Source organism: Bacillus sp. MHSD_36 (assembly GCF_030757775.1).
In the GTDB taxonomy this organism is placed as follows: domain Bacteria; phylum Bacillota; class Bacilli; order Bacillales; family Bacillaceae_G; genus Bacillus_A.
Genome location: NZ_JAVBIS010000001.1, coordinates 556,247 through 568,918, shown reverse-complemented (window position 1 = coordinate 568,918; position 12,672 = coordinate 556,247). Strand labels below are relative to the sequence as shown.

General features: G+C 34.4%; 13 protein-coding genes and 2 pseudogenes. 3 read left to right on the top strand and 12 right to left on the bottom strand.

The features are described from left to right. Positions 1-302: 302 nt before the first annotated feature. Positions 303-575 (top strand): annotated as a pseudogene (locus Q9B79_RS02975) (ATP-binding cassette domain-containing protein); the annotation flags it as partial. A 23-nt stretch (positions 576-598) separates the two neighbouring features. On the opposite strand, the gene Q9B79_RS02970 reads toward Q9B79_RS02975, so the two are convergent. The 6 genes from Q9B79_RS02970 to Q9B79_RS02945 all read right to left on the bottom strand — a co-directional run bounded on the left by Q9B79_RS02970 (position 599) and on the right by Q9B79_RS02945 (position 5,094). After that, positions 599-1,582 (bottom strand): phosphotransferase enzyme family protein, encoded by a 984-nt coding sequence (locus tag Q9B79_RS02970; RefSeq protein ID WP_306182557.1) that lies wholly within the window; start codon positions 1,580-1,582, stop codon positions 599-601. 275 nt (positions 1,583-1,857) lie between these two features. Continuing rightward, a complete protein-coding gene (gene arsC, locus Q9B79_RS02965) occupies positions 1,858-2,262 on the bottom strand; it encodes an arsenate reductase (thioredoxin) (protein WP_074568203.1) in 405 nt (134 codons plus the stop codon). A 20-nt stretch (positions 2,263-2,282) separates the two neighbouring features. Beyond that, the gene (gene arsB / locus Q9B79_RS02960; RefSeq protein ID WP_306182556.1) at positions 2,283-3,323 is read right to left on the bottom strand and encodes an ACR3 family arsenite efflux transporter; all 1,041 of its coding nucleotides are present in this window, start codon (positions 3,321-3,323) and stop codon (positions 2,283-2,285) included. Positions 3,324-3,341: 18 nt separating this feature from the next. Next, the gene (locus tag Q9B79_RS02955; protein ID WP_306182555.1) at positions 3,342-3,779 is read right to left on the bottom strand and encodes an ArsI/CadI family heavy metal resistance metalloenzyme; all 438 of its coding nucleotides are present in this window, start codon (positions 3,777-3,779) and stop codon (positions 3,342-3,344) included. Positions 3,780-3,839: 60 nt separating this feature from the next. Next, the gene (gene arsR / locus Q9B79_RS02950; RefSeq protein ID WP_002163599.1) at positions 3,840-4,145 is read right to left on the bottom strand and encodes an arsenical resistance operon transcriptional regulator ArsR; all 306 of its coding nucleotides are present in this window, start codon (positions 4,143-4,145) and stop codon (positions 3,840-3,842) included. 439 nt (positions 4,146-4,584) lie between these two features. Beyond that, positions 4,585-5,094, bottom strand: a complete 510-nt coding sequence (locus Q9B79_RS02945) for a DinB family protein (protein ID WP_074568200.1) — start codon at positions 5,092-5,094, stop codon at positions 4,585-4,587. Positions 5,095-5,441: 347 nt separating this feature from the next. Between Q9B79_RS02945 and Q9B79_RS02940 the strand changes: the two genes are divergently transcribed. Beyond that, positions 5,442-5,987: a dihydrofolate reductase family protein gene (locus Q9B79_RS02940; RefSeq protein WP_306182554.1), complete on the top strand. Its 546-nt coding sequence runs from the start codon at positions 5,442-5,444 to the stop codon at positions 5,985-5,987. Between the two features lie 88 nt (positions 5,988-6,075). On the opposite strand, the pseudogene Q9B79_RS02935 reads toward Q9B79_RS02940, so the two are convergent. After that, a pseudogene (locus tag Q9B79_RS02935) lies at positions 6,076-6,240 on the bottom strand (IS4 family transposase); the annotation flags it as partial. Next, complete coding sequence (locus Q9B79_RS02930) at positions 6,201-6,638, bottom strand: YkvA family protein (protein ID WP_306182553.1); 438 nt, start codon at positions 6,636-6,638, stop codon at positions 6,201-6,203. The pseudogene Q9B79_RS02935 and the gene Q9B79_RS02930, both read right to left, overlap by 40 nt. Positions 6,639-7,061: 423 nt before the next feature. Here Q9B79_RS02930 and Q9B79_RS02925 point away from each other — a divergent pair, with 423 nt between their 5' ends. Then, positions 7,062-7,448 carry a type 1 periplasmic-binding domain-containing protein gene (locus Q9B79_RS02925; RefSeq protein ID WP_000135751.1) on the top strand — a complete coding sequence of 129 codons (387 nt, stop codon included), beginning with the start codon at positions 7,062-7,064 and terminating at the stop codon, positions 7,446-7,448. A 339-nt stretch (positions 7,449-7,787) separates the two neighbouring features. Here the strand turns inward: Q9B79_RS02925 and Q9B79_RS02920 are convergent, their stop codons facing one another. From Q9B79_RS02920 to Q9B79_RS02905, 4 genes are all read right to left on the bottom strand, one after another. After that, positions 7,788-9,644: an alpha/beta fold hydrolase gene (locus tag Q9B79_RS02920; RefSeq protein WP_306182552.1), complete on the bottom strand. Its 1,857-nt coding sequence runs from the start codon at positions 9,642-9,644 to the stop codon at positions 7,788-7,790. Positions 9,645-9,701: 57 nt separating this feature from the next. After that, a complete protein-coding gene (locus tag Q9B79_RS02915) occupies positions 9,702-10,268 on the bottom strand; it encodes a TetR/AcrR family transcriptional regulator (protein WP_306182551.1) in 567 nt (188 codons plus the stop codon). Between the two features lie 357 nt (positions 10,269-10,625). Then, positions 10,626-11,726 carry an MFS transporter gene (locus Q9B79_RS02910; protein ID WP_372339534.1) on the bottom strand — a complete coding sequence of 367 codons (1,101 nt, stop codon included), beginning with the start codon at positions 11,724-11,726 and terminating at the stop codon, positions 10,626-10,628. A 120-nt stretch (positions 11,727-11,846) separates the two neighbouring features. Further along, on the bottom strand, positions 11,847-12,443 hold the full coding sequence (locus Q9B79_RS02905) for a TetR/AcrR family transcriptional regulator (RefSeq protein WP_306182550.1): 597 nt from the start codon (positions 12,441-12,443) through the stop codon (positions 11,847-11,849). Positions 12,444-12,672: the final 229 nt, after the last annotated feature.

Sequence of the window (12,672 nt, the reverse complement as noted above, 5' to 3'; positions counted from 1 at the left end):
TAATCAAATCGCACGAAAATTAGCAGTCTTTATTCATTTTCATGAACTCTTACTTTACATGTATAAGCATCGTTTATGTCCATTATGTTGAAGTTACCTCATTTTATAGGTAATGGGAGTTTGGAAGGTGATGCTTCTTTTATTCATACCCCTATCATAATGTATCTATATTTTTTATCAGTTACACAATTTCGTAATACAAAGTAACAGCATATGAGCACAAGATTGCGCTTTTTACTCATGCTTCTTTTTATATCAAAAGATACACTTCATATATAAATAGATGAAAAGGAGTAAATAAAATGAATGCATTAGTATCTGCAAGGAATGTGACAAAAATTTATAACAAGAACCAATTACCAGGGCTTAATAAAGTTTCTTTTGATATTCAAGCGGGTGAGTTTGTGGGGATTATGGGAGCCTCTGGATCCGGAAAAACGACTTTATTAAATATTTTATCCACTATCGACACACCTACAGATGGCGATGTTTTTATAGACGGGGTTAATATCCAAACGCTAACCAATAATAAATCTGCTGATTTTAGGAAGGATTACTTAGGGTTTCTTTTTCGTATTCAAGATTAGGAAAAGAAATGTTATCTACAAATTAACAATGACGATAGTCTTTCTCCTCTTATTTTATAAACTCTCAAATGTTCTACTAATTCACTCTCGTCATCTACTAGACTCATCGTTTTTTTAACGAAGTTCCAATTTAGACTACCTGATAACCATAGCAACGAAGAAAGTCTTTTATAATCATTTGGAGTTAAAATGTTATTAGCTCCATACCCATTTAAAAATGCACTAGCAACTTCCGAACATACTACATGTGACTCTATTCCTTCTGTCCGGGAATACCACTTTATTAAAAAAGCTAGCCCTTCAATACGATCAATATATCCAATCGATTCAAAATCTACAATTCCTTTTACAGACTGATTTGAATCCCATAAGACATTTAAAGGATTTAAATCAGTTTGTACAATAAACTCTAAATTACTCTTATGCGCGTATTCTATATGGTACTTAGCGTAATCTATATAACCTCTCAATTCCTTACTTGTACCACCCTTATTTTCTAATAGCTTAATAAACTCACCATATCCATCTAAATGAGATTTCTTTTGAAAAGTCGAGCTTTGAAACGCACTAGAAATATCATGTATTTTTCTTGCTTCCTTTCCAAAGACTTCTGCAAGCGTTTTTGTACAATAAGTAATATGTTCCCCTTCCATCCAAGTAGACAATACAAACCGGTACTGTTCCTCATTCAAAGTCACACATGTAAATGACTCTCCCGCCCTATTCTCCTTAATCTGCATAAATGGGATTCCATGCTCTCGTAAATAATACGTAAACCGTACTTGCTCTTTCAATTGTTCATTTGATAACGGCCCAAAAGCTGGATTGATTGTTCGTTCGCTATTTATAAACCGTGCTGAGTACGGATCTCCATTTACGATGATTTTATAGTGTAGATCTGTATGCCAGCTATTCTTATGTAGTTCTTGTCCCACTACTAATGTATGGATTTCTTTAAAATAGTTCATTAATACATCTTTAATTATATGTTTCACCCTTTTTTCCTTTCATGTGAAATTTTTTTTATTACAAACTACTTTTTATAACCACTACCTCGATTATTATAAAAAACAAATTTTATTCATTATTAACTATCAATAGTGTTTTATATGTATAAATTTAATAAAAGGGGATGACTATTCTAACTATATCATTCTTACATAATATTCTACATTTGTTGAGATAGTTATTGTAAACCAATGTAATAGTGACTATCTATAGAAAAAAGAGCCAACCCCCTATAAAATAGAAGATTGGCTCTTTCCTTTATTTACTCCCCTGTTTCAGAAAATCTCTTTATACGTTCACCAATTTCATCACGAACACGTTGAAATTCAGACCACTCTTTTCCTGCCGGATCATCGAATCCCCAGTGAACACGATTTACGTGCGGAGGTGTCGACGGACATACAGAATCCGCATGACTACAAAGGGTAACGACTAAATCAGCGTTATTTAAAATATTTACATCAATTATATCCGAAGTTTGATTTGTTATATCAATATTTACTTCTTTCATCGCTTTAATAGCATTCGGATTTACTCCGTGTGCTTCAATTCCTGCAGAATATACATTCCACTTATCACCTAAATATTGTTTGCCCCATGCTTCTGCCATTTGGCTTCGGCATGAATTTCCTGTACATAAGAAATAAATTGTCTTTTTGTTTTCCATGTTGTTTTCCGCCTTTATTTTTAAGTTGATTGATCATTAAAATATTTACGCTTAAACCAAAAAGCGACGTTTACAAGTGCAATCATTACAGGTACTTCCACTAACGGTCCGATAACAGCTGCAAATGCTGCGCCTGAATGAATACCAAACACACCAACTGCTACAGCAATTGCTAACTCAAAGTTATTACTACCTGCTGTAAATGCTAACGTTGTAGTTACCGAATAGTTTGCACCAATTTTTCTTCCCATAAAGAAAGAAACAAAAAACATGACAATAAAATAGATCAATAACGGAATCGCTATTCTTACTACATCTAATGGTACGCTAACAATCATTTCCCCTTTTAATGAGAACATAATGATGATTGTAAATAGTAGTGCCAGCAATGTAAGTGGACTAATCTTCGGTATAAATACTTTTTCATACCATTGTCTTCCTTTTAACTTAACAAGTACAAAACGTGTTAACATACCTGCTATAAAAGGAATTCCCAAATAGATAAATACGGATTTCGCTACTTCTACCATTGTAATGTCGACAATAGCCCCTTCAATTCCTAACCATTCTGGAATGACTGTTACAAACACGTATGCATAAACAGAGAAGAATAACATTTGAAATACCGAGTTAAAAGCCACTAAACCTGCAGCATACTCTTTATCCCCATCTGCAAGGTCGTTCCAAACAATTACCATTGCAATACAACGTGCTAAACCAATCATAATGAGTCCGACCATGTATTCTGGCTTATCAGGAAGAAAAATAATTGCTAAAACAAACATAAGTACAGGTCCAATAATCCAGTTTTGTACTAAAGATAAAACCAATACTTTTACATCTTTAAATACTCGGCCCATTTCCTCGTAGCGAACTTTTGCCAACGGTGGATACATCATGACAATTAAACCAACAGCAAGCGGGATAGACGTTGTTCCAACTTGTAATGTATTCAGTCCGTCTACTACACTAGGAAACACAAACCCTAAACCAATCCCAACAGCCATAGCTAGAAAAATCCATAGTGTTAAATATCGATCTAGAAAAGATAAACGTTTCATTTTATTTTCCATCTCCTATTAACAACAAGAATTTTGTTCTACTACGTTAGAAGTCGTGCAACAAGATGTATCTTCAATTTTATGAACATCACTCTGTGCTTTTGTATAAAAGAATTCCCACTCGTTCCCATCAGGATCTGTTACCCAAAACTTATCTTGAACTGCATAGCAACAAGTCGTATCCATCTCATCACGCGCAAAGAACCCTTCTTTTTCTAATCTTTCTTTATGAAATGTAATTTCTTCAGCTGTATCCACTTGGAAACCGAAATGATTTACCTGATTTCCGTTCACTTCATCTCGTACGTTCAGCGTGAAATTAAGTCCTGGCGTCTCTAATAAAAATTTTGCATAATCTACTTTCACCTTAACTGGTGACACACCAAATACCTTTTCGTAAAATTCAATAGACTTCTCTAAATTCGTAACGTTTATACCAACGTGAACATATCTCATAGCTTATTCCTCCTCTTTATTTGTTATTAATCAATTTTTTTTGATTAATAGTGCAAAATTTTAACAACAGCTACCTTTGCCTGTTTTTCTAAAGATACAACATAATTCTTCTGATAATAAATTATTTACTTCCGCATCATTTAAATCATAATAACTCCACGTACCTTTTGTTTCTTTTACAATTAAACCTGCATCTAATAAAATCTTTAAATGATAGGACAACTTAGATTGCGTCATTTCAAAAATCTCTGTTAAATCACATACACAAGTCTGGCCTCGCTGGCAAAGCTCATACATGATTTCTAAACGTTTTTGATCCGCCAACGCTTTAAACTTTTTCTCATAGAGCTGAAAATCTTGTACCACTGTAGTTCACTTCCCTTCATCAACTTTTTTTGATGTTTATAGTATATACACTGTTTAGTTCTTTATGCAACTAGTTAATCAAAAAAACTTCCTCGCATCATAACTTTGCTACAACTAAAAAAGACCATAGCCTTTTCAAAAATGAAAAACTATGGTTCTTTTTACAACTTAATAGTTACAACATTTCCGAGAAATGGAGTCTCTATAACTATTTTTAATTTTAATTTGATCATTATAGAGTAGTGCCCCGTCACCCTCAATCTAAGAAAAAACAAATACCCCAAAATGAGAAAAAGCGATATAACTCTTGTTTTTGGTGCATATTCATAAAAATAGTCTAAATCCTTAAGTTGATGGTTGTGGGGCGGGACCCTAATAAGAACGGTATCTAAGGTTGTATGAGTGGTGTTAGTTCCATTCCAAAGGCCTCAGCAGACGATTAACTCAAGTACCGGTTTCGGATAACCCCCATGTGATGAAGCTCGTGTCCTGCAATGCCGTACGCGAGGGCGCGCGCCGTAATGCTTAGGTTGTTGGCTGTGCCCTTACGGGTCCACGCCTCCGCTGGTAGCCCGCGCAGCAATGTAATCGTTGATTGCCGTACGGCCCGGTAGTCTTCGGCCAATTGCGCGGTTGTCCAGCTTCCGAAAGGAGGTATGAATAATTCCTGATCGAAACCGGTCAAAGGCGTCTGGTCCCCTCTTGCGAACCGGAGCAGGCGGTAGGTCATGACGCGTTCCGCGTCTGTAATGTGGCCCACAACTTCTTTCAGTGTCCATTTTCCTTCCGCATACCGATATGCGGCCTGGCTTTCAGTCAACGATGCCAGGAGCTCGGTCATTTGCTTTTCCTGAGCGAGCAGAATGTCGATGATGTTACCGTCTGGCACCAAACGGATATATTCGCCGGAGCTCCCAGCGTATTCTTCTTCTGACGGTCTTTGATTCATGCGTAGTCACCTCTTTATGTATATATAGAAAATTATAGCACTCGTCTATGTCTAATTAATTCGCGAAATGATAGAACTTCCCTTCTAATAATTGAGGATAAGCAAAAATTTAGTCGGTCGCCACACTATCCTGATTCGTTAGCACAATAAGCAATGCTAATCAATGATGCATAAAAATTAGAAGTTATACAATATTTCAAAGTTATTAATATATATTAGATTATTCCAAAACATACATAAATACATTTTGTCGAAACTATTAAAAAGGGAGAATTTCTCTAGTTGGAGAATTAATAATTGTGTTACCAATATGTAAAAATCTCAATTTAAAACTAAAGGAGAACAAAATGGGACAAATAATTGTATCGATGTACCTCTCACTAGATGGTGTCATGGAGGAACCAGCTTGGACTGCTCCATATTTCAATGAAGAAGTAGCAAAGTTTCAATCCGATTTACTGTTTGAAAGTGAAGCTCTTCTACTAGGGCGAGTAACCTATCAAGGTTTTGCAGCTGCCTGGCCTTCTATGACTGATGAAGAAGGTTTTGCTGATAAGATGAACAGCATGCCTAAGTTTGTTGCTTCAACAACTTTGGAAAAAACCGAATGGAATGCAAATCTTATCAAGGGTAATATTGTAGAAGAAATATCAAAACTGAAGGAACAGTCCGGTCAGAACCTTTTAATCTATGGCAGCAGTGATCTTACACAAACATTAATGCAACATGACCTTATTGATGAATATCACTTTATAGTCAATCCCGTTATCGTAGGGAGCGGAAAGCGTCTCTTTAAAGACCAGAACAATACAAAAGCATTAAAACTTATAGAAACAAGAACGACCAGTTCAGGTGTCGTTATTCTTTCCTATCAGCCGGAGAAAAAAGAATAATTATGATAAATTATATAAACAAAAAAACTCATCAGAATGAATCCTGATGAGTTTTTTTTATAAGATAATACATATATTAATTTATAAAAATTACACGGGTTAGTACTTTATCAGTCATACCTACATAGGCATCGGATATTCCATATGTTTGTCCTGTTTGGAGAGAGCTCATTAATACCTCCATATCTAGCTGTATATACTCTGTACCTTTCTTTATTCTTCCATCCTGAAAATAATCAGGTTTGCAATTTTTACAGCCCATACAAAGACAAGGATCCAGAGAGTAATGATAATAATGCCTGTTATCCAATTCTTTGGTTTGCTTATTGTCTGTCTTTCCTCTACCTTTCTTTTACAATCCTCCAACACTTCTTTAGGAATAAGTTTTAATGCTAAGTATACACCTAATGGTACAAGAATCAAATCATCAAGATACCCCAAGATTGGAATGAAGTCTGGGATTAAATCTATAGGACTAAAAGCATACGCAACAACAAGCATTGTAAATAATTTAGCATACCAAGGGACTCTTTCATCTCGATATGCCAAATAAAGTACAAGAAGTTGTTTTTTTAAGTTTCTAGCCCATTTTTTCATTTTTTGTATGATAGATATTTTTTCTTCTGTTTCTATCGATTTATTTTGATTCAAATTATTCCTCTCCCTTTTTATTACTACGTACATCTTCTCAGAATTGTCCTTATTAACTGTATAATAATTGGATAGCTACTATTGAGTCTAATACTTTATTTTAATAAAAACTATTTATAATATAGAACGTAATGATCAGTCTACATTTTAATAATCAATAAATTAGAAAGATAAGGGATAAGAAACACGTTTAAATCAACTAGGTTTAATCTAATCCAGCTTTTAAATGGGAACAAGCATGTGAGGGAGGGATCCCCAGATTTTCGTTCTGGGGTATTCTTTAATTTTAAACTGATAGACATAGGAGAAAACTTCTAATTTAGTAATTTGTGTAGTACAAGCTGTAACTAAACCTATTAATCTGACATACCATATAAATGTAACTTTAAATCGATAAAAAGTTGCAAAGGAGGCGAATATAAAATGGCATCATTTGAAATTGGAGCAAGATCTCTTTTTAACTTTCGAAACGAACGCTTTTTCTTATTAGTTGAAGATGAAATTACAATTCCAGATAAAGGTGTAGAAATTGATCCAGTTAATATCTATGAAATTGACGAGCAAACTTTCGATTTTATCAGAGATGAAGGAGATACACCTGTAATTGAACCAGTTGATACACTTCCAACTGTACCACCTGAATTTAAATTAGAACGAAAATGTATTTTCACAGTCGATAATTCATACTTTGTAATATACGATTTAGAAGATGGAACTGATAACAACGTCCTATTAAGAATCAGTGCAGCATTATTTAATTCATTAAGAAATTCTGGTGTTCGTGAATGTTTTCCTCAAATTTTCATTTAAGAACTTAAATTAATTAGACCTCAAATGGAATACTCTTTGAACAATTTAACCCCTCGTAGTTTTCTACAAAGGGTTAAATTGTTATGTAAAAAGTTTTTTAATTATTAGCAGTTTTTGGCGGTTCGACAGGTACGATTGCTAGTTTAAGTCGAGCAACCTAAGAAAAGCAAATACCCCAAAACGATAAAATTAGCATCTCTAGGTGAAAATGTACAATTTTTTGTTTTGGGGGCACTTCAAAATGTTAGCTTGATGGGCATGGGGCGGGACCCCAAACAGTACGATTTTATTTCAAAAACACAACGATCTTACTACACGCTTTTTATTTATCCCACACTCTCATCTGCTAGTATTACTATTTTTTATTACTAATGTTGCCGTTTCACTCGGATGGCTAAGAGGAAAATGATGGCCATATGGAACAAAATCAACTTTACCAAGATGCGATGGAGCAGAATAGCCTCTGTCATACCCCCCCCAAATAATGTGAAGATTATACTTTGTTACTTCATTGAAATCACCTTGATTGTTTTTCAGTAGTAAACTGTTAAGCTGAACCGTAGTATTTAAAATTCTAGGAGAAGTAAAACTGTTCTTTGTTTTTTCAATATAATGTTCAGGGATGCTCTCCATACTTTCAAACAAACCATTACTTAATAAATAACGCCCTATCAAATTAGTAGTTGCCAGTTTTAATGTCCATTTGTTCATAAATTGAGGAACATTTAGCAATTTAGCATTTTTTTTAACAACAGGTGGCTGAAGTAAAGTGATTGCATACTTCTTATCTATGTACTCTTGTACCAATGCTTCCAGAAGAATAAACGCACCGAATGAATGGCCAATTAGATGTGCCCCATTCGTAGCTTTCTCCAATAACTTTTTCACTACATTCAAATAGATATCTAGAAGATTTTTCTCTTGTTTAAAAGGAGAACGTCCCAAACCTGGAAGATCCAAGATCCATACAGGTTGACCAGTTTTTTCATGAAGCTCTTGTGCTAAAGGAAATAAATCCTCTCCATCACTCAATAAACCATGTAATAAAATAAACGGTTTACCCTCTCCTTGTAATTGGTAAAGGGTATTGTTATCGCATAATGTTCGTTTAAATAAATGACTATGCTGGGCATTTTGATACATCATTCGATAATCCAGATCAGCTACTACGGCAGGGAAAAATTTCATTACACTCGTCTTCTTAAACCAATCTCCTCCCATAATTTTTTTCGCTGAAACATTTGAAAATTTTCGTTTTGTAATAAAATTTAGTCCATCAGAAGGAATTTTTGTTATTTTACTTACTCCACTATTCATAATTGCTTTCATAAGTGGCATTGGGACAGAGATTTTGGGTGCCCTCATATTCATACTTTCCGACATAATACTTAATAATTCAGCAATGTTCTGATCGTGCGGTTTGTCTTCAACAAGTGTATATGTTTGAATAGTCGGTTGCTCCAATCTGAAAACCTGCACAATAAACTTCGCAAGCTCATCGTTTGAAATAAGTGGTAACCTATATCCCTTACCTCCAGGAATCACTGGCATGAGCCCTCTTCGCATACTCATTACAAGCAAACCTAATCCTGCTATCTGCTCTGTACTCCCTGTTTTACTACTACCGACTACAGTTGGCGGATTAATTACAGAAAGCGGATAACCTATTGCTGATGCCTGGTGACGGATATAAAGATCTGCTAAAAATTTTGTTCTCTCATATGGATTTTTTATTTTCGAATAATTGTTTCCTTCTTTAAACACATCAATTGCAATCTTGCTATTTTTATCATCAAAGGGACTCATATAACCTACAACATGAATAAATTGTTGCAAGCCCTTCAATTGATGAATACTTTTAGCTAATTCACTAATATGTTTCGCGCCATTTAAAAATACGGAAGCTGCCTCTTTACTTGTCGCTTGAATATCCATGGGGCCTCCTGCGTGAATAATCACATCCGTTTTCAATACCCTTTCCTTATCTTCAGCACTTAGACCTAAATCTATTTTCGTCAAATCACCTTCAATAAAGTCCATAACTGCCTTTTTTAAGATGCCTCTTTCTTGAAAGATGCGTATTGCTTTACTTTTCGACCTCACTAAAAGAAAAATTTTAACATCCTCTTCGGCTAATTCTTTCACTAATTGCTTTCCAATAAAGCCTGTTCCACCAATTAAAAATACTGTTCTCATATAAGACCCCTTTTTAGTACTATTTAGTACTAATTTGATGTAAAAAAAATGCTTCTTTTATCGAAGCAATTTTAAAAAATGATCTGCTGTTTTCGTGATTACAGTTGCATCCTTCAATGTTTCTGAAATAAATAACGCTCCTTCAAGATTTGTAATAAAAAGGGATGCAACCTCATCAATATGAATCGTATTTCTGAATTCTCCATTCTCTACCCCTTGTTTAAGTAATAGAGAAACTTTCTTTTCTAATCCTGTAAAAAAAAGACCTATTTTTTCTTTTATTTGCGTGGCCTGTGTAGGACTTTGAATATAAAGAGTAATAAATGGACAGCTCCCCTTATACTCTCTCGACTGAACTCCTTGTGATAATTGCTTTAAAAACCGTTGGATACGATCTTCAACTAAAAATTGGTTCTGAGAAAGTACGTCATCAATTGCAGATTGATACATTTCAATCCAATAATCAACGACCCCTTCTAATAATACTTCCTTATTAGAAAAGTGATAATACACATTAGACTTTGAAACTTTGCTTACACGTACTAATTCATCCATACTTGTATAAGCAAACCCTTTTTCTAAAAATAATGTTGCAGCTACTTCAATCACACGTTTTTGATTCATTAATTTTACCTTTGTCATAACTAGAACTATATAGTACTAGTTTAAATATCGCAAGTATTTATGTTCATTTAGAAAAAAGTTTGATAAAAAAATTCCACTAACATTGATTTTACTGCAAAAAAATCTTATTTTGAATAAAGTTGAACTGCCCCCCAAAATTGTTCATTCACTATCGTCTAATAGAGGTCACCATACATACCCATCAACTTAAGAAAAAGAAATGCCTCAAAAACGAAAAAATGAGCAGCTTCTCAGAATAACTATCTGTAGAGAAAGAAAATTTTAATTTAAGGAGATATGAAAGTATTAGCTTGATGATGATGTGGCGGTACCCCATATAAAGAAATTTCAAACATCTTAATCTACCTTTCCTTTATGTAAATATGGGAATAATGAAATTACCCCAAGGATAGCTAAACAAGCTCCAATCCATAGCGGAGATACAAAACCATATCCTTTACTGATCCCAAGACCACCTAGTGACGAACCAATAACAATACCTAACGTAATAAAAGAACTATGAACGGTATTTATCATTATTCCATTACTAGCTGTTTTCATCACCCTCGCAACCATAGCTGGATTCAACGCTACACCAGTTAAACCAATAAAAATCGTAGAAATAACTACAATGTATTTATTCTCTGCACTTAAAGCAAATAAAGACAATGCTATGATTAATATAATTAATCCACCCATAAGTATTTTCATTGTAAATTTATCAGCGAACTTGCCAATTATTATATTCCCAATTACCGTCGCACTGCCATAGAGAGCAAGTAAATATGGAATACTTGTACTTGAAAAGCCTGTAACATTTGTAAAGATAGGAGTGAAATAACTAAATGCTGCAAACGTACCACCAATAATGAACATACTTGTTACGTACGCTGCCCAAAGATGAATATTCTTAAATCGCAGAAGTTCGTCTTTCCAATTTAATTGCTCTTTATTTGAAGATGATGGTAACAACCGTTGAATCATAATCCCTGATACTAGCACAAGAACCGAAACTGCCCCAAAACTAATACGCCAGCCAAAAGATTGCGAAATAACGGTCGTTATAGGTAAACCTAATACAGTTGCGAACATTAAACCTGCAAGTACAATTGATGCAGCTTTTCCCCTTGAATCAGAGTGAACCAATGTTGCAGAAAAGGAAATCGCAACTCCAAAAGCTGAAGCTGAAGCAATACCAGTTATAATACGTGAAATCATCATAATATCATAGTTCCAAGCAATAGCTCCGAGCGATTGACCAATTAAAAATACGAACATTAAAAACAATAATGCTTGTTTGCTGCGCATCCGTAAGAGGATTGCAGTTAAAATGGGGCCTCCTATTACCATTGCTCCTGCATAAGCTGAAATTAAATACCCAATAGATGATACAGAAACCTGGAATGCAAGAGCAAGTCCATTCATCATACCTGCAACCATAAATTCTGATGTAGTCATACAAAAGATTGCTAAAGCTAATAAATAAATAAATAAATAAATAAATAATCAATGGCATAAAAACACTCCTTATTCATTATTGTAATGATCGGTACAAAAATAGTGCGAAAAAAGAGCGCACTAAGCGCCACAAATAGACTCCACTGCTCCTTTGATAACTTGTTCAGACAACATCCGATTTTGCATCGATACATTAAGAACGCGGAATCCGTAATAACTACTTAAAAGCAGACTGGCTAATTCCTCAGCTGATTGCTTCTTTGAAATTTCACCTGTTTGCAATCCTTCCTCCATCACTGTTTCAATAGCTTGTTTAAGAAGTTCAACATGCTTCGAGAAAATTTCTTGTACCATTAAATCATTTTTAGCACGTTCTATACTGGCATTAATCAATAAACATCCTTTTTGATCCATATTCTCAAAGTCTTCTTTCAATGCCCATTCAAAAAAATTACTTAATCGTTCTTTAACTGGAATTGGAGTATGTAACAATTTCCTTTGTTCCCTAATCCCAATTTCATGGTAGCGTTCTAATACTTGTTTATACAGTTCATGTTTACTACCGAAAGTATTGTATAAACTTCCTTTTCCAAGTCCTGTATCACTGCATAAATCTTGTGTAGAACACCCTTCATATCCTCTTAACCAAAATGTTTTCATTGCAACATCTACAATTGAGGAATAATCAAACTCTCGAGGTCTGCCGCGTTTATTCAATCGTATCCTCCTCTCATTTTAAAGATAACATGAATAGAATACCCTTTTTTGTACCAAACGGTCAATAATTTTGTTTTAATGTTACTGTAAAATAAAATTTGATTATTTTAGATTACGAATAATGAAAAATAGCCTCCTTATTCAAATTGCCTAGCGAAAAAATCACGTTTGAATAGGCTTCTTCGGCATCCCTACCTTTCTATACATCACCAGATATGAAGCGAGGATC

Coding starts and splice junctions, on each gene's coding strand:
- Q9B79_RS02955 (WP_306182555.1), bottom strand. CDS start 3,779: ATGAGATATGTTCACGTTGGTATAAACGTTACGAATTTAGAGAAGTCT.
- Q9B79_RS02910 (WP_372339534.1), bottom strand. CDS start 11,726: ATGACTACATCAGAATTTATGGTTGCAGGTATGATGAATGGACTTGCT.
- Q9B79_RS02940 (WP_306182554.1), top strand. CDS start 5,442: ATGGGACAAATAATTGTATCGATGTACCTCTCACTAGATGGTGTCATG.
- Q9B79_RS02915 (WP_306182551.1), bottom strand. CDS start 10,268: ATGAATCAAAAACGTGTGATTGAAGTAGCTGCAACATTATTTTTAGAA.
- arsB (WP_306182556.1), bottom strand. CDS start 3,323: ATGAAACGTTTATCTTTTCTAGATCGATATTTAACACTATGGATTTTT.
- Q9B79_RS02920 (WP_306182552.1), bottom strand. CDS start 9,644: ATGAGAACAGTATTTTTAATTGGTGGAACAGGCTTTATTGGAAAGCAA.
- Q9B79_RS02945 (WP_074568200.1), bottom strand. CDS start 5,094: ATGAATCAAAGACCGTCAGAAGAAGAATACGCTGGGAGCTCCGGCGAA.
- arsC (WP_074568203.1), bottom strand. CDS start 2,262: ATGGAAAACAAAAAGACAATTTATTTCTTATGTACAGGAAATTCATGC.
- Q9B79_RS02925 (WP_000135751.1), top strand. CDS start 7,062: ATGGCATCATTTGAAATTGGAGCAAGATCTCTTTTTAACTTTCGAAAC.